This is a genomic window from Phyllobacterium sp. CCNWLW109 (genome assembly GCF_037203905.1).
GTDB lineage: Bacteria > Pseudomonadota > Alphaproteobacteria > Rhizobiales > Rhizobiaceae > Phyllobacterium > Phyllobacterium ifriqiyense.
Genome location: NZ_JBBCBK010000001.1, coordinates 498,973 through 523,956, shown reverse-complemented (window position 1 = coordinate 523,956; position 24,984 = coordinate 498,973). Strand labels below are relative to the sequence as shown.

The 24,984-nt window shown below is 54.6% G+C and carries 24 protein-coding genes; 10 read left to right on the top strand and 14 right to left on the bottom strand.

Annotated features, from left to right (window positions below; genetic code table 11):
- Nucleotides 1-451: 451 nt before the first annotated feature.
- Nucleotides 452-895 (bottom strand): Lrp/AsnC family transcriptional regulator, encoded by a 444-nt coding sequence (locus tag V9K92_RS02580; protein WP_337353492.1) that lies wholly within the window; start codon nucleotides 893-895, stop codon nucleotides 452-454.
- Between the two features lie 141 nt (nucleotides 896-1,036).
- Here V9K92_RS02580 and V9K92_RS02575 point away from each other — a divergent pair, with 141 nt between their 5' ends.
- The gene (locus V9K92_RS02575) at nucleotides 1,037-2,065 is read left to right on the top strand and encodes a Leu/Phe/Val dehydrogenase (RefSeq protein WP_337353178.1); all 1,029 of its coding nucleotides are present in this window, start codon (nucleotides 1,037-1,039) and stop codon (nucleotides 2,063-2,065) included.
- Nucleotides 2,066-2,753: 688 nt separating this feature from the next.
- On the opposite strand, the gene V9K92_RS02570 is transcribed toward V9K92_RS02575, so the two are convergent.
- Entirely contained in the window at nucleotides 2,754-3,671 is a 918-nt protein-coding gene (locus V9K92_RS02570; RefSeq protein ID WP_337353177.1) for an NmrA/HSCARG family protein, read from the bottom strand.
- Between the two features lie 102 nt (nucleotides 3,672-3,773).
- Here V9K92_RS02570 and V9K92_RS02565 point away from each other — a divergent pair, with 102 nt between their 5' ends.
- Entirely contained in the window at nucleotides 3,774-4,184 is a 411-nt protein-coding gene (locus V9K92_RS02565) for a winged helix-turn-helix transcriptional regulator (RefSeq protein ID WP_307278812.1), read from the top strand.
- 767 nt (nucleotides 4,185-4,951) lie between these two features.
- Here V9K92_RS02565 and V9K92_RS02560 read toward each other — a convergent pair.
- A complete protein-coding gene (locus tag V9K92_RS02560) occupies nucleotides 4,952-5,887 on the bottom strand; it encodes an NmrA family NAD(P)-binding protein (protein ID WP_337353176.1) in 936 nt (311 codons plus the stop codon).
- A 73-nt stretch (nucleotides 5,888-5,960) separates the two neighbouring features.
- On the opposite strand from V9K92_RS02560, the gene V9K92_RS02555 reads away from it, so the two are divergent.
- Nucleotides 5,961-6,785: an AraC family transcriptional regulator gene (locus V9K92_RS02555; protein ID WP_337353175.1), complete on the top strand. Its 825-nt coding sequence runs from the start codon at nucleotides 5,961-5,963 to the stop codon at nucleotides 6,783-6,785.
- Nucleotides 6,786-7,495: 710 nt separating this feature from the next.
- Here the strand turns inward: V9K92_RS02555 and V9K92_RS02550 are convergent.
- Nucleotides 7,496-8,416, bottom strand: a complete 921-nt coding sequence (locus V9K92_RS02550) for an NADP-dependent oxidoreductase (protein ID WP_337353174.1) — start codon at nucleotides 8,414-8,416, stop codon at nucleotides 7,496-7,498.
- Nucleotides 8,416-8,877 (bottom strand): ester cyclase, encoded by a 462-nt coding sequence (locus tag V9K92_RS02545; RefSeq protein WP_337353173.1) that lies wholly within the window; start codon nucleotides 8,875-8,877, stop codon nucleotides 8,416-8,418. The genes V9K92_RS02550 and V9K92_RS02545 overlap by 1 nt, the downstream gene beginning before the upstream one ends.
- 95 nt (nucleotides 8,878-8,972) lie before the next feature.
- Between V9K92_RS02545 and V9K92_RS02540 the strand changes: the two genes are divergently transcribed.
- Entirely contained in the window at nucleotides 8,973-9,878 is a 906-nt protein-coding gene (locus V9K92_RS02540; RefSeq protein WP_337353172.1) for a LysR family transcriptional regulator, read from the top strand.
- A gap of 529 nt (nucleotides 9,879-10,407) precedes the next feature.
- Nucleotides 10,408-11,235, top strand: a complete 828-nt coding sequence (locus V9K92_RS02535; protein ID WP_337353171.1) for an MBL fold metallo-hydrolase — start codon at nucleotides 10,408-10,410, stop codon at nucleotides 11,233-11,235.
- Nucleotides 11,236-11,617: 382 nt separating this feature from the next.
- Here the strand turns inward: V9K92_RS02535 and V9K92_RS02530 are convergent, their stop codons facing one another.
- The 7 genes from V9K92_RS02530 to V9K92_RS02500 form a co-directional block, all read right to left on the bottom strand.
- On the bottom strand, nucleotides 11,618-11,962 hold the full coding sequence (locus tag V9K92_RS02530; protein ID WP_307278794.1) for a cupin domain-containing protein: 345 nt from the start codon (nucleotides 11,960-11,962) through the stop codon (nucleotides 11,618-11,620).
- The gene (locus V9K92_RS02525) at nucleotides 11,955-12,077 is read right to left on the bottom strand and encodes a hypothetical protein (protein WP_337353170.1); all 123 of its coding nucleotides are present in this window, start codon (nucleotides 12,075-12,077) and stop codon (nucleotides 11,955-11,957) included. Before V9K92_RS02525 ends, V9K92_RS02530 begins: the two co-directional genes overlap by 8 nt.
- Nucleotides 12,074-12,916, bottom strand: coding sequence for a 5-dehydro-4-deoxy-D-glucuronate isomerase (kduI, locus tag V9K92_RS02520; RefSeq protein ID WP_337353169.1), 843 nt, complete (start codon nucleotides 12,914-12,916; stop codon nucleotides 12,074-12,076). Before kduI ends, V9K92_RS02525 begins: the two co-directional genes overlap by 4 nt.
- Before the next feature lie 29 nt (nucleotides 12,917-12,945).
- Nucleotides 12,946-13,683, bottom strand: a complete 738-nt coding sequence (locus V9K92_RS02515) for an ATP-binding cassette domain-containing protein (protein WP_337353491.1) — start codon at nucleotides 13,681-13,683, stop codon at nucleotides 12,946-12,948.
- Nucleotides 13,683-14,690, bottom strand: a complete 1,008-nt coding sequence (locus V9K92_RS02510; RefSeq protein ID WP_443094439.1) for an ABC transporter permease — start codon at nucleotides 14,688-14,690, stop codon at nucleotides 13,683-13,685. Before V9K92_RS02510 ends, V9K92_RS02515 begins: the two co-directional genes overlap by 1 nt.
- Nucleotides 14,691-14,773: 83 nt before the next feature.
- Nucleotides 14,774-15,724 (bottom strand): sugar ABC transporter substrate-binding protein, encoded by a 951-nt coding sequence (locus V9K92_RS02505; protein ID WP_337353167.1) that lies wholly within the window; start codon nucleotides 15,722-15,724, stop codon nucleotides 14,774-14,776.
- A 120-nt stretch (nucleotides 15,725-15,844) separates the two neighbouring features.
- Nucleotides 15,845-17,365: an aldehyde dehydrogenase family protein gene (locus tag V9K92_RS02500; RefSeq protein ID WP_337353166.1), complete on the bottom strand. Its 1,521-nt coding sequence runs from the start codon at nucleotides 17,363-17,365 to the stop codon at nucleotides 15,845-15,847.
- 134 nt (nucleotides 17,366-17,499) lie between these two features.
- On the opposite strand from V9K92_RS02500, the gene V9K92_RS02495 reads away from it, so the two are divergent.
- Complete coding sequence (locus V9K92_RS02495; protein ID WP_307278778.1) at nucleotides 17,500-18,183, top strand: GntR family transcriptional regulator; 684 nt, start codon at nucleotides 17,500-17,502, stop codon at nucleotides 18,181-18,183.
- Between the two features lie 516 nt (nucleotides 18,184-18,699).
- Here the strand turns inward: V9K92_RS02495 and V9K92_RS02490 are convergent.
- On the bottom strand, nucleotides 18,700-19,464 hold the full coding sequence (locus V9K92_RS02490; protein WP_336441067.1) for a FadR/GntR family transcriptional regulator: 765 nt from the start codon (nucleotides 19,462-19,464) through the stop codon (nucleotides 18,700-18,702).
- 35 nt (nucleotides 19,465-19,499) lie between these two features.
- Nucleotides 19,500-20,270 (bottom strand): SDR family oxidoreductase, encoded by a 771-nt coding sequence (locus V9K92_RS02485; protein ID WP_337353165.1) that lies wholly within the window; start codon nucleotides 20,268-20,270, stop codon nucleotides 19,500-19,502.
- A 245-nt stretch (nucleotides 20,271-20,515) separates the two neighbouring features.
- Here V9K92_RS02485 and V9K92_RS02480 point away from each other — a divergent pair, with 245 nt between their 5' ends.
- Genes V9K92_RS02480 through V9K92_RS02465 form a run of 4 tightly spaced genes read left to right on the top strand, consistent with a single transcriptional unit; the run spans nucleotide 20,516 to nucleotide 24,976 of the window.
- Nucleotides 20,516-21,496: a substrate-binding domain-containing protein gene (locus tag V9K92_RS02480; RefSeq protein WP_337353164.1), complete on the top strand. Its 981-nt coding sequence runs from the start codon at nucleotides 20,516-20,518 to the stop codon at nucleotides 21,494-21,496.
- A gap of 45 nt (nucleotides 21,497-21,541) precedes the next feature.
- Complete coding sequence (locus tag V9K92_RS02475) at nucleotides 21,542-23,071, top strand: sugar ABC transporter ATP-binding protein (RefSeq protein ID WP_337353163.1); 1,530 nt, start codon at nucleotides 21,542-21,544, stop codon at nucleotides 23,069-23,071.
- Between the two features lie 11 nt (nucleotides 23,072-23,082).
- The gene (locus V9K92_RS02470) at nucleotides 23,083-24,072 is read left to right on the top strand and encodes an ABC transporter permease (RefSeq protein ID WP_337353162.1); all 990 of its coding nucleotides are present in this window, start codon (nucleotides 23,083-23,085) and stop codon (nucleotides 24,070-24,072) included.
- A gap of 10 nt (nucleotides 24,073-24,082) precedes the next feature.
- Nucleotides 24,083-24,976 (top strand): aldose 1-epimerase, encoded by an 894-nt coding sequence (locus V9K92_RS02465; RefSeq protein ID WP_337353161.1) that lies wholly within the window; start codon nucleotides 24,083-24,085, stop codon nucleotides 24,974-24,976.
- The last annotated feature ends 8 nt before the right edge of the window (nucleotides 24,977-24,984 follow it).

Sequence of the window (24,984 nt, the reverse complement as noted above, 5' to 3'; positions counted from 1 at the left end):
AGAGGCCCTTACCGAGTGGGCCGATATGCTGAAACTCTACGATCAGTACATGAAACGATCAAATCGATGGATGGCATAGCTGCTATCGATAATTTCAATTCACCGTCACGGCCATGAAATCTTTGGTGTGGTCCGTGCGATATCACAAAAGCAATAAAGGTGTTTATTGGAGGCACCATCGCCAGCGGAGCCGGTATCAAACATCATTGGAAATACAGCAATGCGACGGCCAACGCCGTCCTCAAAGAACGGCAAATGTCCTCGTCGCCCGGGAGCTCGTGTATGATATCATCGGAAATTGCCCGAGCCCTGGTCAGAGCCGGTAAGCGCCAACGGCCCGCTGCAGATGGATCTGCATGGGTCCGTTCTCCACAGGAGGAGCGTGACGTCAATGAACCTGTGCGCCTTATGCGCAAGCTGGACGTCGCGATAAACGAAGAACGAAAGTCACTTAGCAGTCGCGATCGGTCATCAGCGGACCACGCTCCAGATAGGTACCCAGAGCCACGTAGGTTTTAACGCTTTTAAACCCTTCAAGGCGGTGGAACATCCCAAGAAGGTTTTCAAGTGTCGAGGGGCTTTCCGTTCTTACCTTCAGAATCATTGCTGTGTCGCCCGCGACGGTATGGATTTCTTCGATCTCGCTGAAAGTTCTCATTTCCAGTACTTTGCGTGTTGTATCCCAGTTGCTGGTCTCCAGATGCACGAAAGCGAGAAGATTCCTGCCGATTTTCGGTCCGTCAAGCAAGGCAACTGTTGCACGGATAAAACCATCTCTTTTGAGGCGTTTCACCCGCTCATGAACGGCGGGCGGCGATAAATGAATCTCATCGCCCAGCTCCGCGTAGCTTAACTCCGCGTTTTGAGCCAGAAGACCTAACAATTTTCGGTCCATTGCGTCCAATCCGTCCTCAGGTTGCCGCTTTCGCCGAACGTTTTTCGTATCTTTACCCAATTCCTTGCTCCCTCGAGATCTACCGAATAATATTACGTTAAGATCCCACATTATCAAATTTTGTACTGCAAAGGAGCAAGTATGGACATCGCAGCACACCCGGATTTCGATGATCATGAGATGGTTGTGTTTTGCACAGATAAAGCCACACGTCTTCGCGCATTTATCGCTGTCCACAACACGAGTCTCGGTCCCGGTATGGGTGGATGTCGGATGAGAGCCTATGAGAACGACGCGGAAGCCTTAAGCGACGTCCTTCGACTCTCGCGGGGAATGAGCTATAAATATGCTGCGAGCGGACTTAGCCACGGCGGAGCTAAGGCTGTTATCATAGATGACTGCGACACTGGGACTCGTGCGGAACGTCTCGTCGCGTTCGCGGGCTTTATCGAGCGGCTAGGCGGCCTCTACACCACCGCTGAAGACGCGGGCATTTCCACAGCTGATGTTCGCTCGATGAGCACTGTGACCCGGTTCATTCGCAACCTTCCATTGGAAGAGACAGGCGACGGAGCACTGTGTACGGCATGGGGTGTATTCCATGGAATTCGGGCCGGACTGGAGTTCCGCGGCATCTCGGACATGTGTGGCTGCACAGTGGCGGTGGAAGGATTGGGCAAGGTGGGGATGGCACTTTGCGAACTACTTCAGAACGCAGGTGCTGATTTGATCGTCTATGATATCGACGACGAGAAAATGCAAGTTACCCAGCAAAAGTACGGCGCAAAGGCGGTTGCTGCAGGACAAATCCATCGGTCCGATGCCGACGTTTATTCGCCGTGCGCGCTCGGAGCAACGCTTAATCAGAAGACCATTCCAGAAATTCGCGCCAGAGTAGTCGCCGGTGCCGCGAACAATCAGCTGAGTGACGCTTCGCAGGATCAACTCCTTAGCGGCTATGGTATCACCTATTGCCCGGACTATATAGTGAACGCCGGTGGCGTATTGTCGGTGGCGCCTAAAGGGGCGAGGTTCAATCTTCCAGAGGCGCTAGCTCGGGTAGCGACGATTCATGAGACGACGCACAACGTCTTGGCATTGGCCAAAACTGATGGAATACCGACTGGCTTCGCTGCTGATCGCCTGGCACGCCAGCGCCTTCAAACGTGACGCGGATCCCCATCATCAGTTCAGGATGCGCAAGTGAGTAAAGCTGGAGGGAGCCATGGAAGAAGCTTTACGCCTTCATCCTTCGACGATAACGCCCTTCGCTTCATCAAGTTTTTGCATCATCATAACAGGGGCCAGAGCCGATACTAAATCAATGTCGGTCGCGTCTCTCAGAAGCCATTATGGACGCTCAGAACACTGTTTCCAGCCGGAAACAAAAGAAGGCTCGGAAAAGAGCCGCGTCATACACCTGCCCGCAAGATCGGGAAACTAACTCTCGGTTGTAAAGTTTAGTTCAAGTTCACTGATCTTGGATATCGTGTAGCGCCCTATTTTCCCGAAGTTCGATGGCGGAGGGTTAGGCAGATTGCCAAAACGGGCTTTGGGAGAGCCCGAGCTCCCTTTTGTTGTAGTGCGTCGACGGGCCCGGCGAATGAAACGCGTATTCCGGCGGTGAATTGAGTGCGACGGCAATCCGCCCGTCGGCAAATTGCCGCCGTTGGACGGATGTTCGAGAGGCGCGGCGCCGAGCAAAACCATGGTATAAACGATGTCTTGTCGAATCGAAAAACTCATCCCGCGCCCCGATGACGATGCGTCCGATATAACGAGCGCAACCAGAAAGGTCTTCGGCGGCGATCACGACGGACGGCGATATGGAAGAGCTTGCATGCTCACGGCCTTGAATTCAGCGAAGAGCCACCGCTGCAGCTGGCGCCCGTAGGGCTGCGCGAAGAAGCGGCTTACCCGCGCCAGCAAGCCATTGCTCAACAGTCATCAGGCAGCCAAACTCGCTCCGCAAAGCATTGATATCTGCCGCGCCCGCGCATCTACCATCGTCAACGAGCTCCGCAAGGCAGCCAAGCAATGCGTTTTGTTGGAGAAGACTGTCAGGGAAACGTTGGTAAGTGATCGTTTTTCGCCCGGCGCGGCTGAATGCTTCCTGTAGTCCGTTGCCGGTGATCTCATCTCCCGCAATTTCAATGGTTCGGCCAGAGAACCGCTCGGGATATGCAAAAACCGACGCGACGATCTTCCCGATGTCATCGACGGCGATGAACTGCATTTTCTGGTCCGGTCGCATGAAGAATCTGAACGTCCCCTGCTCAAGGCCCATCCCTGGAAGCAAGAGCATTTCCATGAATGTGACCGGCCGCACGATCGTACTGTTGATGCCAAGCCTCCGGATGTGGTCTTCAATTTGCGTCTTGCTGTCAAAGTGTCCCAGGCCAGTTTTGCCTTTCCCGGCGGCGGCAACGGATGTGTAGACGAGATGCTGAACGCCTTGCGCTGTGGCAATGTCGGCGATGGCCTTCCCATACCGAAGTTCCTGTTCGTCCGAAATACCATGGGCCCCTTGCCCCGAACTCGGTTGCACGCTGAAGACGCCGTAGGCGCCGGACATCGCTTTCTCGATCGAGGAAAAGTCGGAGAAAGTACCTTGATGCAGTCCAACACCGATGGCTTCAAGCGCCTTTGCCTTTGCTCCACCGAGCTGGCGGACAAATGCCCTTACCGACCATCCATTGGTTCTCAGCGCCTTTGCGACCGCTCCACCTTGCTGCCCCGTGGAACCGAACACAAGGACGGTCTTGTTCTGATTCATTTAAAGTTCCTTTTCGTAACTATTGATACTTACGAAATGGCACTGATATAACCAGTGCACAAGACGGCACATTTATGTTCGTCGGTCACACGGAGATAACTATTGGAAAAGATCATCCACGGTCGACCATATAAAAACACCGCCAAAGGTCCTATCCTCGTGCCCTGCGCGCCGCACGGCGTGTTAGCGAGGCTTGGGGACAAGTGGACCATCCTGATAATGTCCATACTCGCGATGACACCCACAACGCCGCTCCGGTTTTCGGAAATCAAGAATGGGATTCCGGAGATCTCGCAGCGCATGCTGACGGTTACCCTTCGAAATCTTCAACGGGACGGCCTGGTTCTGCGACACTATTTTTGCGAGGTCCCGCCACGAGTCGAGTACGAATTGACGCTGATGGGGAAGACGATGCTACCAGCGCTTGAAGGTTTCACCGGATGGATTAGGGAAAATTGGCAAGCGATCGAACGATCGCGTCAAGCCTTCGATGACTCCAACGGGGACTTGTAGAGTTCGAGCGACCTGTGATGTGAATTCAGTAGAAGCTCTACCAACACCACATGTTCCAAGTAACGGTTAATCGCCAGCTTTCATTTAGCGAGCGCGCTTCGATTGTCCAAAGCACAATCATTCAGTGCGAAGAGGCGCTTGCAGTTTACTTAATCAGGTGCCAGCTACAGCTCTGAAACTGAGCCGTTTCAGCCGGATCGCGACAGACAGACGCACGTGGGTTGCTGTCACCGGATCGACGCCGGGCGCTCTCATAACTGTGCCAAACTTTCAAATCGTCAATGCATCGCTTGCGTAAAACGGGATATAAACCGTTCAAGCATGTATGGTGGCCAACTCCGGACGCAGTGATTTTAGATCGAAGATGTCGCGGACGAGATGCTGGACCTGTTAACTCCCTCGCTCGCAACGCATCCGGAAAATCTGGCACCTTATCCGTCGATTCCGGCTATCCGATGCAGGTGACGCTTTCGGGACTTTCAGTCACAGCGCGGTCACGCTCGCTCGTGGTCAGAAGCCGGTCGCCCCCGAAGGGCAGCTACCGTGTGACGCGAAACGGTGGCGTTGCCATCGAAACGCAAAGCACGGAATACTCTGCGCCGATGTCATGTGGATCGCATCTAACGCTTCGTGCCCACGTCTGACGGCAGCAATGACCTTTCAGGGATCGGCGGTCACGAAGCGCGGATGGATCGAGCCGGGCTCGGAGATTGGGTTGCTTGTGGCTGCCATATGAGGTTCTGACGTAGATTACGCTAACTTAGCAATTATCCTTTTGAGCTCCACGTTAGGAAGGTTTCTGGTTTGACGCCATCCGTCCGCGCCTTCTCGATCAGCGGCCTGAGGGTGTCCCTCACGAATTCTTCAATTGTCGTGCGCAGCGCAGGACGATCCTCGTAAAACGTTATACGCCCATCGTTAAGAGCAGCCAAGGTGTCGTTATCGTAGACCCACCGTCCGAGAGTTCCGAATCTCTCCCGGAATATCTTCTCGACCTCGCGATCGCTCCTATCGATGAAACGATAGTCCACGTCTTTACCGAGTGCCCGGCCGATAATCGCGGCGATCTCGGTCATCGTGTAATCGATGCCCAGTTGCTTTACGGATCGGTGCTGGTCAGTCGGCGTGTCGAACTCTTTCGCTGCGAGATCCGCGATGTCCTGAATGGCAACCCAAGGAGTTTTGACGTTGGGGTCAAGCGACCAACCGATCCTATCGTGCTGCGCGATCGAGTCGATCCACCCGAACAGGTTCTCCATGAACCAGCCACCCTGCAGATGCACCAAATTGATGTCTCGTAGTCGGTTGAGTATCTGATCCAGGACATAGAAGGGCTGGAAATGGCCGGTGTTTCCGCTTACATCGGATCCCATTCCGGTCAGGCTCACGGCAAATTTCACAGGGGAATCCCGAAGTGCGTCGAAAAAGCGAAGCGCTACCGTAGGATAGTGCCCATGGAAGTCCTCCGACCCCCAAATGGTTTTGACCATTAGGAACGCAGCGTCAGCGTCTCCGAAAAATGTGTTAAGCTCACCAGCACCCGTGTCGAAGCTGCCAATATATGGCTCTGCTCCTTTCGCGACGAGTGCATCGAGGGCGGGCCCTCCTCTCGAGAGAGCTTTGACTGAATGGCCTTTGGCTAAAAGGATTTCGGTAAGTTTGGCACCGATCCTGCCGGTCGCGCCAACTACGGCAATACGCATGGCTAATCTCCTGGAGTTGCTGAACCGTGAACGTAAAGGATTGCGTCGCAAGCAGAAGTGGAGATAATGCCATATGATCTCGAAAATGGGCCAACCTTCGAATAAGCCACCCTGCAGTACCGCCATCGATCTGAGCCACCTGCAGGGGCCGGCAATGGCGATCAGGATGGACTTCGCCGACTATGAAGCCGAGGGGCATCAGCACCAGCACCGGCAGGGTCAACTGGTCCTGGCGTTGCATGGTGCGGTCACTTGCAGAGCGGAAAGCGGGGTCTGGATCGTTCCGCCAAACTCCGGAGTTTGGATACCCGGTGGAGTTCTCCATAGCAATCAGGTCACGTCCAATGCGCGTCTGACATATCTGTTTGTCGAGCCGGGTGCGGCCATGCTTCCGGCTGAATGCTGCACGCTTGCGGTATCGCCGATGCTTCGGGAGATGATACTCCAGGTAGCGGAATTATCGAAGAATGCCGGGCGTGACGCTCATGTCGATCGCCTCGTGCGGGTGATGCTCGATGAACTGGCGCTGATGCCGCGGGAGAGGCTGGAGCTACCCGTATCTGGCCATCCAAAGATCGCCTTGATCGCTGCAACTCTTTTGGCAGACCCGAAAGATCGGCGGACCCTCGGTCAGTGGGCTGAGCATGTTGCCGTCAGTGAGCGAACGTTAAAGAGGCTTATGGTCCAAGAGACGGGATTGAGTTTCGGCCGGTGGCGGCGTCAGCTACATCTCGTCATCGCGCTGCGGGAACTTGCCGGCGGTGCGACAGTCCAGCGGGTAGCCGGCGATTTGGGGTACGAATCCACGACGGCCTTCATCGTCATGTTCAAAAAGGCGCTTGGGACCACACCATCGCGTTACTTTGCCGTTCGCTTATTGAGCACGGAGCACGCGTGAGACACTGCCTGTCCAAATTTCCAGCAGCGATAGACCTACGTCGATTCTCTGCCTGGGCCGAGAAAACCAGCGCAAAACGTATAGCAGTGCTGTTTGCGCTGGACCAAACGTACAGCAGGGCCGAAAAGCTTGCCTCGTTTAGATGCGTTCCCAGATAGATTCCTTGCCCTCCACCGATGCACATCGTCGTCAGCCCTAACGGCCGCCAGAATGCCGCAGTTCGTACATCAACCTGGTCGTTATAACGGCACACCGGTCGCGTCGATGGCCGAGTGAAATGCCGCTCCCGTTTGGGTTCACTCGTTCGGAAACGAGCTGCATTTCGCGGGCGACGGCGCACCACTGTGCGATAGGGCCTCGCTGGACTTGCTCACGTCAATATCCGCGATGCCCAAGCCGGCCCGATCCCCATGAAAGCGGGATCGACACCGGCGTGACCATAGGCGACAGGTCGCGCCAACGGCCGCAAATTATGCTGGCGAACCGACGCCTCGCTCGCGAGCACGACGGCGGCTGCGCCGTCGTTGAGCTGGTACGCGTGGCGCGATCATCTTCTGAATTCGATCTCCGGCGTTCCACCGCCGAGCGCGCAACAAGCAGACAAACGCGTCAAACGTTGGCACCAATTCTAAAAGAGGTATTTCGCCAGCTGTAAACCCAAAGTTTCGAAGTTGATGAGGCCGGCAACACTGATGCTGCCGACCGGACCGTCATATCGAGACGATGATCTTACCTTTCGCGCGCCCCGATCCCTGGTGTTCGAATGCTTTGACTGCACCCGCCAATGGGACCTGGCTGTCCACGAGGATTTTCAGCGCCCCCTCATCGACCCTTTTGACAATCTTGGCGAGGCGGCTAGCATCGGAGGAGTGGAAGACAAAGGTTGCCGTCACGTTATGCGCTTTTGCGAGAGCCCCGTCCGGCGGCGAAGCGGTTGCGAGCAGCCGGCCGCCTGTTCGAAGGACACCGTAGGATGCCTGCTGGGTCTCGCCGCCAATCGGGTCGAGGACGACGTCGACGTCTGACACTTTTTCTGCAAAGTTTTCATTGCGATAGTCGATGACTTGATCAGCGCCGAGCCGTCGGACCATATCGAGGCCTGCGCCTGATGCTGTTGCAATAACCCGGGCTCCTGCCGAACGGGCGAGTTGGATGGCGAAACTGCCGACGCCACCGGCGCCAGCATGAACAAGCACGGTCTGACCCGGTCGCAGGTCTGCCATCTCATGCAATGCTTGCCAAGCGGTGCCAGCACCGGTGGCAAGACCAGCGGCATCAGTCAGCGAAATAGAAGACGGCGCCCTGACAAGATAGTCCGACGGTACAATGACGAATTCAGCAAGCGCGCCCCCGCTGCCCGGGTCGACCCGAGCGATGACCTCGTCACCCGAGCGCCAGTGGGTCGCCCGAGATCCGGTTCGTTCGATGGTTCCAGCAAGGTCCGTACCTAGAATGTACGGAAAACTCACGGGAAAGAACGCGTCCATGTAGCCAAGCTGCATCTTGACGTCGAGAGGGTTGAGACTGGCGGCGGTGACCCGAACCAGTACCTCGCTCGGTCCGATCTCGGGAATATCTACATCTTCGATGACAGGCGCCGCATTGTATCCGCGAATTCGAAGGGCCTTCATCACGCCGCCTCCCCGGTATTCACCGGCCAGGCGCCCACCTGAAACAGCCAGCCGAACCAGTCTTCAAGGTGCCAGGTGTGCGTCACCTTTCCGTCCGCGATATAGTGGAATTCGTGAATGGCCATCTGGAACGACTTGCCAGTCGGAGCAATGCCGAACCAGGAGCCAGTATGCGTGCCCGATATCAGCGCTCGTACAGCGGCTTTTCCCGGCGTGCCGATCATTTCCAAAAGGGTGATCTTCAAATCCGGGAAGGCGGCATTGAACTCGCGGATCAGCGGCTTCATGCCATCGCGGCCAGGTTGCTGATGTGGCGAAAGTGGTATGTCCTGCCAATCAGGGACGACAGCCTCGTCCAACAGATCGGGATTGCCATGAAAAGCTTCGTACAGCGTTTCAAGCGCGTGTCGTTCTTCAGGCGTAGGACCTGAAACTTTTGGCTCATTAACATTGTTTGTCATTAGGGTTCCTATCTTGGAATGCAGCGACCCCCAAAGATTATAGCGTCCAATTGTATGCTTGAAATCGATTGATGGTATGTGATTATATCCATACTATGGATTTACACGGAATTGATCTCAACCTACTTGTCGCCTTCGATGCGCTCATGGCAGAACGCAGCGTGACCCGCGCCGGAACGCGGATCGGCAGGACTCAGCCGGCGATGAGTGCAGCGCTCTCCCGACTGCGCGGCCTGTTGAATGACGAGCTTTTCGTGCGCGGACCGAACGGACTTCAGCCGACACCTCGGGCTCTTGATCTCTCCGAGCCTTTGTCTCACGCCCTGCAGGAGATACAGCGGACGCTGGAGTTCACCCAGGCATTCGATGCATCGACATCGTCCGCAACATTTTCCCTCGGTCTTTCGGATCATCCGACTTTCGTCGTTCTTCCGAGGCTTCTCCAGACCTTACGAGAGCAGGCATCCGGCATAACGCTGCGAATTCGCAACTTCACCGCGCGCGACGATGCGATTTCAATGCTCGATGCTGGCGAAGTAGATTTAACGATTGGGGTCCCCCCGACGTCTTCAGGCCGCATCCTGACAAGACCGCTCTTTGTGGAACGGTTCGTGTGCATCGTTAGGAAAAATCATCCGGCAACTGAAACACCTTTAGATCTCAACAGGTTCCTTGAACTGTCGCATCTCCTGGTCTCACCGGAAAATGATCGTTTTGGACGCGTGGATGCGGAACTTGCGCAACGCGGCCTCAAGCGGCGTCTTGCCCTCACCTTGCCTCATATGTATGCGGCGCCGCTGCTGGTCGCGAGCTCGGATCTGATTGCGACCCTCATGAGCGGCGTGGTCGATGCGTCGCAATATGCAGAACAATTGATCATCTTGCAGCCTCCAATCCAACTGGACCCTGTCCAGTTCAGCTTGTCCTGGCATCGGCGCAACGATGTACATCCTGCACAGCGGTGGTTCAGAGATTGTATCGCGGCTCTTTACGGCTGCTGAACCCAATGCGGCCGCAGGCTTGAAAGCCAAATGACTACCGACCTTTCTTGGGACATGTAGTTAGGCCCTCGAACTTTCTCGAACAAATAAATCGAGATCGTCGCAAACGCGTGGAGCCGAGAATTCTCGAGCGTTTCACCCGCGAGGATGTTGCAAATGGGACTAATGTACGAAGGTGCGACCACGACAACATATAGCCACCAACGTGAGCCTGCTGATCACTCGGACTCCGTAGTCGATGGCGAACATTGGGCCGGTTGATGCGGTCACATACAGATTATCAAGCGCGCCTCGCCACCTTTAAAACGGACTAAGGTCGACGCTGCCGCGTGAATGCTCGTGGCATCGTGTGTAAATCTCAAAAGGTGGATGTAATGACTAGCAACCAAACTTCTTCCGGCCGCCCTATTTATCGCCGCCAGATGCTCAAGCTTGCCGGGTTGGGTGCCTTGGCTGTAGCCGCGTCCAGTGAGACTGCAATTGCCCAGGAACTGAAGGCGCCATCGTCGATGCGCGTTTTCCCGTCGAAGTGGCATCTGGGGTTTTTATTCTTCTCGACAAACGCATCCCGCTGGTGCCCAACATCGGCATTGTTGTTGGCCGAGATATTGTACTCGTCATCGACTGCGGCCTCGGTATAGAGAGTGCTGAAGATGTATTGGCGTTGGCCAGGCGGCTGGCGCCCGGCCGGCAGGTCGTGCTCACCGTCACGCATGACCATCCCGAGCACGGTTTTGGCGCGCAGGTGTTCAAGTCCGCCGGCCGAATCTATTACAACGCTCTGCAGAAGGACTACTTCGCCCAAACGGGCCAGAAGCTTCTGGAAGGTTTCAGGTCAAGCGTCCTGCCTGCCGATCACAAATACCTGCTTGATAACATTGTTTTGACGCCGCCTGATCAAACCTATGATCAGCAACGTGTCATGCTTGACCTGGGCGGACGACAGGTGGAATTCCGGACATGGGGTAGAGCACATACGCCCGGCGACCAGATTGTATTCGTCCCTGGCGAACGCATCGTTTTCACAGGTGACCTCGCTGAAGAGCGCATGTTTCCAATCGTACCGCTGTTTCCGCCCATGATCACCGCAAATGACATGGATATCGCGCGATGGGAACTGGGGCTAAGAGATATCCTTCTGCTTGAGCCAAACCTTGTCGTACCGGGGCACGGCAGCCTTGGAGGACCAGAAATCATTTCGCAAGTGTCTGGATATTTTCAGGACGTTCGACAACTAGTCAGGACGGCCAATGGACCCGACCAACGACTGTTAGAAGAGATCCGCGCCAAATATCCGACTTGGGAAAACAGCGAATTCATTGAACCCGCGGTTCGTTACTTTTCGCAGGAGACGTAGAACGGACGTCTCGTGCCGGTGGTCGAATGTTGGCCTGCCAAATCACGTCAAAATCCCGACTGCAGATTCTCGCGGACCTTTCCATCTGGCCCGACAATAAGGGATGGCACGCGAAGGTCGAGATTCCTCAATTCCTTCGTTTGGTTGATTATCCGTCTTGACCGTCCACATCATGTATGGCAACTGCGCCCCGGCGCCTTCGACAACAGCAGGGCGCGAAGCGACTTTGCTTCGGCAGATTCGCAGACCACCCTGGCGTAGCAATTGCCGGTAAGCAAATATTCGGCCTCGATCGCGGAAGAGAGATTTCGCGCCGTACCCCTGGTAGCACTGGATCTGTGGATACAATCCACCGTTAGATCGAGGGGTGCGAAAGGGCTCTTCATCCCGGCCCCTCCAGAAATTCGTCGCGTCTTGGCGTGAACGTGTCGATCAGCAACCCTTCTTGAAGTGCCACTACTCCGTGAATGAGATTGGGGGCGACGATAAAACTGCTGCCAGACGCCAGCTTAGTAGTGACACCCTCGATTGTAACTTCAAACACACCTTTGGCCACATAACTAACCTGCGTATGGGGGTGCGAATGAAGTGCGCCAATCGCGCCCTTGTCAAAGCTGAAGGCGACAAGCATCAACTCGGGGCGATGCGAAAGAACGGCGCGGCGATTTCCGGGCGCTGTTACCGTCCAGCTTAAATCATCAGGCAGTGTGTAGCAGCAGTCAGACACCTGTCGCTTCCTTTTTATACTGGTCTTCTGCTACTGACAGGAAAGACCATGTTGCAAACACGCGAACGGGCGAAACTGACAATGCCCGCGCACGGCTGGAATTGGTTGAGTTCATCTCAAGCTTTCCATCGGCACCTTATCCATGTCGGCAAAGCTCATATTGTCTCCAGCCATTGCCCAAATGAAAGAGTATCGCCCAGTGCCAGCGCCGGAATGGATTGACCAGCCCGGGGACAGAACCGCATCATGGCTTTTGAGCACAAGATGCCGGGTTTCATGCGGCTCTCCCATAAAATGAAAGATACGCGTCGCTTCTGCCATCCCGAAATAGAGATAGACCTCCATTCGTCTATCATGCAGATGCGCCGGCATGGTGTTCCACATAGAGCCAGCCTCGAACATTGTCAGTCCCACCAATAGCTGGCAGCTTTCACAGACCTCCGGGTGTACATACTGGTTGATCGTTCGGGCATTGGCTTCCTCGGCCGAGCCCATACGCACCTTTTTGGCCATATCAAGCGTAATAAGGACTGTCGGACAATTACGATGTGCGGGTGAGCTTAAAAGATAAAACTCGGCTGGATTGTCTGGGTCGTCACTCAGGAAAGACATTGCACCCTGCCCCATACCGACATAGAGCGCATCACGAAATGCCAGCGGATATTCAGCATTTGCAACGATGACTTTACCGCCGCCTCCAATGTTGACAATAGCTGCTTCTCGTCGCTCCAGGAACTGGCTGGTGCCCGTTTCCTTGACGTGATCAATCACAAGGGTTTTGCTCGTTGGAACGATACCGCAGACGATCATCCGATCGAGATGGCTGTAAGTAAGATTGATGCGGCCTTCGGAAAAAAGGCCTTCCACGAGAAATCCGTCGCGCAACCCTTGTGTATTCCGCCTTGCGGCATCCTCAGGGCCAACTATCTGGCGCACATTTACTGAAATTGTCACGGCACTTGCCTCTTAATGTTGGAATGTCGTCAAGTAAGCACGACGTATTCTGTTAGCTGACTAATTGTAGTGTCTGCCTTCTTCATGTCGAACACCTTGGTCCCATGGCTCATGATGACAAAACGGTCGCAGACCTGGTAAGCGTGATAAAGATTATGGGTCACCAGTACGCTCGACACATTCTCTGCTTTGAGCTTCAGCACCTGTGCGAGTAGCGCTTCCGTTTCGCGCACGGACAAAGCCGAAGTCGGTTCGTCGAGCAACAGAACGCGGCGCTTGAAGAATACGGCGCGAGCGATGGCAACTGCCTGCTTTTGACCACCGGAAAGGTCACCGACCAGTTTATCGGGTGAATCGATCCCGGAAATGTGGACGGCCTTCTCCAGCACCTCCATGGCAATTTCGCGCATCTCGGTCTGTTTCAGGAATCCAAATGCATTCACGCGCTCACGACCCATAAAAATATTGCGCGTGATTGACAAAGAATCCACGAGCGCAGTGTTCTGATAGATCGTTTCAATACCTGCATCGGCGGAGTCGGAACGGCAGGAAAATGTGGTCTTTTCACCGTCGATACTGAGGTGACCAGTGGTCGGCTTCTGTATCCCTGAAATAAGATTGACCGTCGTCGATTTGCCTGCGCCGTTATCGCCCAAGAGACCGACAACCTCGCTGTGGCCAACATGGAAACTCAGGTCCCTGAGCGCAGTCAGGGCGCCGTAACTCTTCGAGATGTTATGCAGTTCAAGCAAGTGCGGTGAGGACATCATGCCGCCCCCCGACGTTCGATGAGATGATTGAAGGCAGCGGCGACAACGATGAGCGTTGCTATGAACATGTCGAGATAGAAGCCTGGCGCTCTCAGAAGAAGAAGCACATCCGTGATGGTGTGGATCAGCATGACACCAAGAAAGATCCCGATGATCGAGCCGCGTCCGCCGCTCAAGGAAAGTCCGCCAATAACGCAGGCTGCAATCGCCTGTAGCTCGAGGCCTGCACCCTGTCCCGGCTGAACACTGCCGACACGCGCGGTCGCTATGATTCCCGCCACCGCCGCCATACCGCCAGCTATGGCAAAGGCAATGAGTTTAACGCGATCGGTGTTGATGCCGATAGCTGTCGCAGCGGCACGATTGCCACCGGTAGCGAAAACGTGGTTGCCAAACTTGTGGCGATGCAGGAGCAGGTAGAAGCCCACCACAAATAGTATTATCCAGATGAAAGCGGCATTCACACCAAGGATCGTTCCGGCAAAAAGGCTGGTGAAGATGGGCTCCGGATCAAACCGCACCTGAACTGCGCCATTGTACAGCAGGACGGCACCCCGCCAGAACAGCAAGCCTCCAAGTGTGACGATGAACGACGGCAGGCCGAAGCGAAGCGTGATCGTCCCGTTGAGAAGGCCGATCAAAACGCCCGTGAGAATGCCAAGAGGTGCGGCAATGAATGCGCTCACTCCGGCATCGATCAATGTCGCCATCAAGATGGCCGTGAACGTATAGACAGAACCGATTGAGAGATCGAATTCGCCTGCAATCATCAGGATACCAGCGCCAAGCGCAAGACAGCCCAGCACAGGTATAGCCTTCATAAGGATCGTCAGATTCTGCGGCGATAGATAGCGAAAGTCGTCCGGATAGGCGAGTGCGCCAATGATGCAGACGATCTGAAGGGTGATGAAAACCAACAGGATAGCGCCCGCAGGCATAGTCATGATCTGCTTCAGCAGCGATTGTTTTCGGGTGCGCGATTTCGGCACGGCACTGTCGGTCATGGTGATGGTCACTGTCTTATCTCTATTGCAGGGGGATGGCGGTGACCTTTCGGCTCGGCCGAAAGGTCTTCCATGCGTACGCCTTAGCGATAGCTGCCGATCAGCGGCTTGACCGAACTGATCCGTGATTTATCGAGAAAGGCACCTTGACCCGTATCGACATCTGTCGGTGTCAGACCGTACTTCTTCGCAAGTGCAATCTGGGCAATAGGATAATAACCCTGCAAGTAGGGTTGCTGGTCCATTGTTGCGAACATGGCACCAGATTCCACGGCGTTGACAATTTCCACCGCGAGATCAAAACCACCAAAAGGAATATTCACGCCTGCATCCTTGATAGCCCCCGCCCCGACAGTCGAAGTGACGGAGCCGGTACCAAAGAGCGCCTTGACACCGGGATTCGCGATCAGAAACTGGGCAATGATGTTTTGTGCTTCTGCCGGATCAAGGCCTGAACGAACCGTCTCAACCGTGATGCCTTTTTCTTTCATCGCCTTCTCAATACCACCGCCGCGGGCAACCGCGAAGCTTGCTTCCGGAATTTCACGCGGATTGAATATGACATCACCCTGCTTGAGACCGAATTGCTCGATCATGCGATTGCCGAGCTCATATCCGGAAGCAAATTCGTCCATTCCTACATATGCCTGACGGCAGTTGCCCTTGCCGCCTTCAAGATCGTCATTGTTGAAGCCAATGACAATGATGCCCGCCTTGACGGCAGCACATATGCTGGAATCAAAAGCGTCGGAACTGGAAATTGCTACGGCGATGCCATCGACACCACTAACGGTGGCGCTTTCAATCAGGTCATTCTGGCGGACCGGATCATTGTTGGCATATTGGACGTCCAGATCGACGCCGAACTGCGCGGCGGCATCCTGCGCGCCTTTAACAACCGGATTGAAAAACTGGACGCTCGGATCGAGATAGATGATCATCGTTGCCTTGACATCGGCCGCTGCTGCGGTAGATGTGAGGGCCATAGCTGCGCAAGCTGCAAGTATTGCGGTTTTCACTTTGGTCAATTTCATTTGCGTATCCTCCCTTTGGATGTGCAATCGGGTCGAAAGACCCATGTCTTGACTGGCGAGCTCCGACCAAAGATCGCGCCAGTCAAGATGTTCTCCTCCACCTCAGTTTGATAATCGGTGTTATCCGAACCAAGGATCCGGTTTGCCCAAGGTCACGTGAATCCCCTTGAACTGCGAATATTCATCAAAACCATAACGGCCAAGCTCGCGGCCCAAGCCGCTTTTTTTATAACCGCCGATGGGCAATTCCGGTGCGCCGTCTATGACACTGTTAATCCAGCAGCGCCCTGCCCGGATGCGGCGGATGCTTTGCAGTGCATTCTCCAGATTGGTTGACCAAACGCTGGCTGAAAGACCATATTCCGAGGCATTTGCCATGGCGACTGCCTCGTCGGCCGTCTTGAATGTCAGCGTCGACAGGACAGGTCCGAAAATTTCTTCCCGCGCAATCGACATGTCGGCGGTGACACCGGAAAACACCGTGGGCGCATAGTAGAGACCGGAATCTTCGCCGACACGCACCCCGCCCAGTAACAGTTTTGCGCCCTCCGCCTGCCCTGCTTCCACATAGGAATGCACTTTTGCAGCATGCGCCTCAGAGATCATCGCGCCAATTTTGGTCTGCTCGTTCAGGGGATCGCCGAAGGTCACCTTGCGGGATATATCGAGAAGGCGCTCCAGAAGCTCATCCCTGACACTTTCCTGCACAAGCAGCCTGCTTCCGGAAATGCAGCATTGGCCGGCATTGTGATAAACGCCGTAGGCGATGCCGTCGGCTGCAGCTTCCAGATCAGCATCGGCAAAAACGATCTGCGGTCCCTTGCCGCCAAGTTCGAGACCAACGCGCTTAACGCTTCGCGCCGCAATTTCACCAAGCTTCGTGCCAACCCGGACTGACCCTGTAAAAGCGATCATATCGGTGCCCGGATCCTCAGCCAAAACCTGACCTGCCGGATCTCCATAGCCTGTAACAACGTTGAAAACGCCGTCTGGAATACCGGCCTCGCGGGCCAGTTCCGCCATTCGGATTGAAGTACCGGAGGTGAATTCGGATGGTTTAAGCACCACCGTGCAACCGCCGCCAATAGCCCATGGCACCCGCTCGGACGCAATGATGAACGGGAAATTCCAAGGTGTAATGACACCGACGACGCCGACGGGCTCCCTCAGCACGAGACCGAGCCGGTTATCACCTATATTGTTGTGCGTCTGCCCTTCCAGCGCCCGAGCCTGCCCCGCCGCATAGGACCAGAGGTCCGCGCAGAAAGTGATTTCGCCCCTTGCCTGTGCGATTGGCTTGCCAACCTCAAGGCTTTCGATCAACGCGATTTCTTCCACGTGGGCAAGAATGAGTTCCGATGTCCTGAACATCAAACGTGAACGCTCGGCACCAGACATGCGCGGCCAAGGTCCCGTGTCATAGGCACGCCGGGCTGCATTTATCGCCGACCGGACGTCGTCAGCGGAAGCATCGGGCCAAGTGCCGACAACAACACCGGCGTGGCCCGGACTGATCCGGTCAATGGTTTTTCCAGAGGCTGCATCTACGGACTTGCCATCAACAAGCATCTGGTAACGCGATTTATTCTGCAATCGCGGATCACTGGAATCAGGGCGTATGAAATTGGGCTGTACCGTCATCAATAAACCGGGATTTTGCCCCGGCCCTTCCATTTTGCCCGGCGCAATTGCGCCGCGCTTGTGTTCCCCTTTAATTGTATGGTACTGTATGGTGGTTATTCGGGATTGTCAACGAGACAGCTACGGCAAAGAGCATGAACCTAGAAACCTTGAAGATTGACACTGGTGAAACGACTGCAGCGCAGGTGGAACGCGATCTGCGCGAGGCAATCATTTGCCTTGAGCTCTCACCGGGTTCGCGGCTTTCCGAACAGGAGATTGCTACCCGCATGGGGGTATCCCGCCAACCTGTAAGGGAGGCGTTGATTGCACTTGGCAAGTCCAAACTTGTCGAAATCAGACCTAACCGGGGAACCGTCGTCGTCAAGATTTCGGCGCGGCAGATGATGGAAGCCCGTTTTGTGCGAGAAGCGATCGAGGTTGCCGTCGCGCGCCGCGCCAGTGAAAGCTTCGACACGTGGACCCGCCGAAAACTTGACGGTATTCTTGACCGGCAGAGAGCTGCCATGGAAGCGCGAGATCACAACTCCTTCCGGAGGGAAGATGAGCAGTTTCACATGGCGATTGCCGAGGGTGCCGGCTGCGGACTGGCCTGGAATGCAATCGCAGATATCAAGGCGCATATGGACCGTGTCTGCAACCTGCAGCTGCGCAATCCCACTTCAATGAGCAATTTGATAATGCAGCATGAGAAGATCGTCACCGCCATCGACTTGAAGGATGCCGATACAGCAGGAAATGCGATGTACACACATCTGAACGGTATTTTGAGTGATTTGCCACAAATCGAGGCTGATAACCCAGGGCTTTTTGAATAGGAATCTCGCTGTTGCGTTCCGCCTGTTCTGATCCATGGATATGTCTCTGTGAGTTGGACAAAAATAGGGATGTGGCGGAGAGCGACAATCATCAGGAAGTGCAATGACTTCCAAAAGAAGGTCGAGCAGTCGTCTCATACTTGACAGCGCTAACGAGCCTACTGACCGTCAGGAGTGATGTGTCATCCGATAATAGGGAAAGGAGGGCTGTCCGGTTATGAAGCACGAATTGTCATTCTCACTTCACAGAGACCGTTTTAGCTGCTTGTCAACGGTGTCCGCGATCACGAGTGGCTGAGTTATAAACAGCGCGTGGCTAGCGGAAACCTTCGTAACCTCGAATCCTATCGTCGGTACAAACTCAGAGAGCATTGGCAATCCTTCGTTTGAAAATGCCGATAAAAGCCGATTTCCCACCCACTCCTGTTGATTCCTGGAAATTACAATCACTCTTTAGAGCGTACGGAGATGATGGTTCTCCGACCACCTTACCGTCCTGGGTCGAGCCGCCGCATCTCACATATCGTGATTGCGATGCAGGGCGTGTGTGATCTCACTTCTGGCGGTGCCAATCAGGCGTTCCATGGCGTCACGAGCAGCGTCGGGTCGGCGCATACGGATGGCTTCCAAGACATCGCGATGCATCATGATAGCATGGTCATGAGATTGGCTGGCGCGATTGGTGAGACGAAAACTGGCTAATAGTGCGGCTCGAATTGCGGTTGCGAACTGGCGATAGACCCAATTGCCACTTGCGTTGATAATCGCCGTATGGAAATCGAGATCTGCCCTGCTCCACTCTTCCGTGTCGCGCGCATTGGCGCTAACCATGTCATCGAAAGCCTCGGCGATCGCTGTCAATTGCCGCGTGCTCGCATTTGCGGCCGCTTGAGCCGCAGCTGCAGGCTCCAACAACTGCCTTGCATCCACCAATGACAGGTAAAAGCGATCATCCGCACTGTACCGCAATGCCGCGTCCAGGATCAGAGGATCGAGATAGTTCCAGTTTTCGCGTGGCAGTACGATTGTACCTGCACGTGTACGGGACCGGACCATACCTTGCGCAAGCAAGTGCTGCATAGCTTCCCGGATAGACGTCCGGCTGACATTGTATTCCTCTGTTAATTCGCTTTCGTTAGGAAGTTTCGAACCTTCCGAGATTTCACCAGATACAATCTGATTGACCAACTTTTGCAGAAGAACTTCCTGGACGCGCCGTTTTCCGCCGCCTCCGGAAGTGCCTCCTGCTGCAACGCCATCTTTCGTATCTCTGAATTGCATCAATCCCTCTTAATTCTTCCGCCTTCGATGGCGAGCTAGTCGTGATAAACAATGCTTCGGCCGCCGTCGATCGGTATGGTTGCTCCATTAATGAACGGCGCATCATCAGAGGCCAGAAACAAGGCTGTCTTGGCTACCTCGACTGGTGAACAAATGCGTTTGGGCGGATGAAGATCATACGTCTTCTGCCGCGCCGCCTCAGGATCATCGAACGTCTTCCACCATTCAACTGCCTTTTGCGTTTCAACATAACCAGGGGCAATAGCATTACAGCGAACACCTTTATCGGCGTACTCGATCGCTATGGCACGCGTTAAGCCGATGAGCCCATGCTTTGCAACGGGATAGGGAAAACAGCCTTTGATAATAGTAAAAGAGTGACTGGAAGCGATGTTGACGATTGCGCCACCACCATCAATCAATGACGGCAGAGCGGCGCGTGTCAGGTTCCACGCCCCTTTCAAGTCGACCGCCATGCAAGTTTCCCAATCTTCATCCGTCATGTTGAGCGGATCCCGAAAGACATTAATCCCTGCATTGTTTATAACAGTATCGATCCGGCCGTGGTTCGCAGCTTTATCGACGATGGACTGAAGCCGCCTGCTGTCGGTAATGTCTGCAACAGCGGACGTTGCGGACGCACCGCTATCAAGGAGCGCGCTCAAAATCTGATCAAGACCAAGCTTGTCAACATCGACAAGGGTCAGCCGGGCACCTTCTGAGGCAAATACTTCAGCAATGGCTTTTCCGATGCCCTGTGCCGCACCGGTAATGATCGCATGTTTTCCCGCAAGCCGCCCAACCATTTGCCATCCTATTTAATCATATTTATTGAGATTTATCATATGATATAAAAATCCCCCCGCTTATGCAACCGCGCTCTATCGAACGATATTAACGCAAATCAACTGCTCTTTTATCTAGATCTGCCAAATAAATCATATTTATATTGACAATAAATATGATCAACAGATAGAAGAAGGTTGCTCTGGAGGAGCTGCGCCGATCACATCACAGATGTCGGCCGATATTTTTGAACCGGGAGGTTTCCATGTTACCGAAAAATAGCGCCAAGCTCGCACTTTCAGCTATTCTCGCCTTGGGCGGGCTAGTATCTGCATCTGCACAAGAAAAAGAGCTGAAAGTCGGCGCAATCTATATGGATGCACAGGGCTTCTATGCTGGTGTTCGCAAAGGCATTCAGACGGGAGCAAGTGAGGCTGGGCGAAAACTCAATATTATCGAGACCAATGCGCAAGGCGACGTCAGCAAGGAATCATCCTTCATTGACTCGCTCATCTCTGCTGGCGTTCAGGCCATCATCGTCTCACCCGTTTCTGCTGACGGTTCTTATCGCTCGATCCGTCGTGCGCACGACGCGGGTATCCCGGTCATCTGCTACAATACATGTCTGAATGACAAGGACATGGCTGAGTACGTTTCCGCTTATGCAGTAGGCGACCCGTTCCAGTTTGGTTACAAGCTCGGGGATGCGGCAGGTGACTATTTTATAGCAGCAAAGATGACTGAGCCAAAAATTGCGGTACTGAACTGCGAGTTTGTCGAGGTTTGCGTTACGCGCCGCAAGGGGTTTGAAGAAGCTCTGATGGCGAAAGTTCCGGGAGCGAAAATTGTTGCCAACCAGGAAGGTGCCACCCTGGACAAAGCCGTTTCGGTCGCCAGCACAATGCTTTCCTCCAACCCTGATCTTGATGCCTTCTTTGGTGAGGCAGGCGGCGCAACGCTTGGTGCTGCGCGTGCAGTTAAAAGTCAGGGCCGGACGGGAAAGACAGTGGTCTTTGGTGGCGATATGACCACAGAAATAGCCCAGGAACTTGCCGACAATACGGTGATCAAAGCTGTGGTGGATATTTCCGGCCAAGGTCTAGGTAAACTTGCGCTGACGCAGGCTATAAACGCCATCGACGGCAAAAAAACAGCTGATATTCGCGTACCCTACGATATTGATCTCTACGCCAGTGCCGATGCCGGGAAGGAGTGGCTGACAGCCCATTCCGATGGCGTCCCATAAAGATTGGGATTCAGTTTTTCATTAGTAAGATCGCATGGGTTCATTATGCCTGCAGAAATCAACCATACAGCAGCCGACGCTCAATATCCCATCGCTTCGATCGTCGGTGTGACAAAGCGATACCCAGGTGTTCTTGCACTCGATAATGCCGATTTTTCTGTTCGCGCCGGGGAGGTCCGGGCTCTCCTCGGCAAAAATGGCGCAGGGAAGTCAACATTGATACGCATGCTGACCGGAGCCGAGACACCGGATACAGGAACGGTCGCCATCAGCAGCCAGCCGCTCACCCACAGCGGTGCGCTTCGTGCGGCCGAAGCCTTCGGCCACGGCGTGCGCGTGGTTTACCAGGAGCTCAGCCTTGTTCCCGGCATGACGCTCGCTGAGAATTTATTTCTCGGCCGCTGGCCAAAACAAAACGGCATAATCCAATACAAAGCTATGGAGGCAGAGGCTGCGGAAGCTATGGCCCGCCTTGGCCTTTCGCTTTCACCGAGCCAGCTCGTTATGAGCCTTTCCCCGGCCGAGCGTCAACTGGTTGAGATCGCGCGCGTTCTGCTGGGCAAGCCGCGTCTTGTCATTCTCGATGAACCAACAAGCTCCCTCGCTTCAGCGGAAGCTGAGAAAGTTATGAACGCAGTAAAAAACATCGCGTCCGAAGGAATTGCCGTCATCTATGTCAGCCATCGCATGAACGAAATTCGGCAGATTGCGCAAACGGCAACGATTATGCGTGACGGACGGATCATCGAAACGGTGGACGTGCGCAAGGCGGACACCAAAGAGATCGTCCGGCTCATGCTCGGATCGGAGTCTGCCGCGACCCAGGCACCCGCCTCCGTCGCCAGGGACAAGATCGTTCTCGAGGTGAAAAACGTCTCGCTCTTGCCGAAACTGAAGTCCGTTTCATTCGCCCTCAGGCAGGGGGAGGTACTCGGAATAGCAGGGCTGCTTGGAGCAGGACGCACAGAACTGCTTCAGGCGATCACAGGCATCCGCAGCCTGGACAATGGAGAAATCCATGTCGACGGACGCAATGTCGGCGCTCCTCACTACAGAAAGATGCTTGATCTTGGCGTTGGTTATACCCCGGAAAACCGCAAGGATGAGGGTATTGTTCCGCTCCTTGGCGTTGATGAGAATACACTTGCAACCAATTTTTCCGCTGTCAGCCGACTGGGTGTCCTGTCCGCCCGGATGATGATGGATGCCACCCGTCAGATAATGGAGCGCCTTCATATAAAAGCGGCGCAGACCAATACTCCGGTTGGCACCCTTTCAGGCGGCAACCAGCAAAAAGTAGTTATAGGGCGCTGGGTCTATGCCAACAGCCGTATTCTACTTCTCGACGAGCCCACCAGGGGCGTCGATGTCGAGGCAAAGGGTCAGATATATGCAATCATGCGGCAACTCGCTGCCGATGGTTGCAGTATCATCTTTGTGTCAAGCGAGATCGAGGAACTGCCGCTTGTTTGTGACCGCGCGCTCGTTCTGCGCGATGGCGTTCTGAATGAAGAATTTAAGGCCCCTAACATTGATCAGGATGCCTTGATGGCAGCCTGCATCGCAGGCCATTGACGGAGCAAACCATGGCAATCCAGACAACAAAAGCCGCAGCAGGCAGCGCTTGGCGCATCTCAAATCATATGAACGAGATCAGTCTTTTCGTGGCGATCCTCGTGCTCTATGTGGTGTTTGGCAGCTTGGCCAATGGCTTCCTGTCATTTAACAATCAGATCAACATTTTGCGTGATGCCGCAACAATCGGTATCGCTGCCTGGGCAGCAACACTGATCATCATATCCGGCGAGATCGATGTCAGCGTCGGGCCTATGGTGGCATTCATCTCCGTTGTACTGGCTTATCTCTTACAGTGGGGGATACCCACACCGCTGGCCTTCCCGCTTGCCATCGCGATCGGTGCGGCACTCGGTTCGATCGCCGGCATATTACGAGCTTATTTCGATGTGCCGTCTTTTGTTGCCACGCTTGGCCTGTGGAGTGCACTGCGCGGAACAGCGCTTTTTTTGACCGACGCGCTCCCCGTATCAATTGGACGCAATGATATTGTCGACCTTCTGGATCAGCCGATCTTCGGAATACCGCCAGCAGCTGTGATCATGCTTTTCTTCTTCGCAGTATTTGCCTTCGTCAGCCGCAAGACCGCGTTTGGCCGCTCCGTGTTTGCCATCGGCGGCAATGATCATGCCGCATTCCTTAGCGGCATCAATGTCGCGCGAATCCGCGTTGGCTTGTTTGCCATCGCCGGCGCAATGGCCGCCATCTCCGGCATTCTGCTTGTCTCCCGCCTCGGCTCGGGGAACGCCACCGCAGCCAATGGTTTGGAATTTGACGTCATTGCCGCCGTTGTTGTGGGCGGCACCGCGCTGTCGGGTGGACGAGGCTCGATGCTGGGAACACTTCTGGGAGTCCTGGTTATCACCCTGATCGGCAATGGCCTCGTGCTGCTGGGCATCAATCCATTCTTCCAGCAGGTCGTAAGAGGATTGATTATCGTCATTGCTGTGCTCGCCAATATCCAGGCAATCAAGCGTAGTCTCGCGCGCAACAAGGGTTGACGGTATCAAAATGCCTATCCTCACCCTTTCAGAAGGCAATCTGGAAGCCCGCATTTCCACCAGCGGTGGAACTGTTCTTGGTTTTTGGTTGCTGCAAAACGAAAAGCGGACCGCCCTTCTACGTGAAGCGAAGGACGACACCGCTACAGCGTTGCAGTCCGGATGCTACCCGCTTGTTCCCTTTGGCAACCGCGTCAAAGGTAACAAATTCACGTTCGTAGGCGAGGAATTCAAGCTGGAACCGAACACTGATTGGGATCCACATTATCTGCACGGCGAAGGGTGGCTGTCGACCTGGAACATTGTCGACACATCGCCAAGGGCGGTGACGCTGCGGTTCTCGCATCGGAGCAATGACACTCCTTATGTTTATGAAGCGGAGCAAAAGTTCTGCCTGGAAAAGGGTGGGCTTACCCTCAGTATGTCGGTTACCAACAAGGGAGAACACGCCTTGCCATTTGGCCTTGGCTGGCACCCCTATTTTCCAATGACGCCCGAAACCACATTGTTAGCCCCGGCCGAGCGCTTCTGGACGGAACTCGATGGTTGGCTCCCGGGTGAAGCCGCGGAGATACCCGGTGACCTCGACTTTCGCCAACCACGCAAACTGCCGCATCGCTGGGTCAACAATGGATTCGAAAATTGGAGCGGGTATGCACAAATTACTTGGCCGGAGCGAAATATCCGACTGACATTGAAGGCGGACAGCCTTTTCAGACATGCTTTCATTTTCGTCTCCGACACCACCTTCGATCCGGATTTCCAACGCGATTATTTCTGCTTTGAGCCGATGAGCCATCTCGCTGACGGCCATCACCAGAAGTCGCTGGGTGATTTACAGGTGCTGCACCCAGGAGAGACACTGTCAGGCGAAATCGGTTTGCGCCCGGAATTGATTGGCTAAGCGGAGAA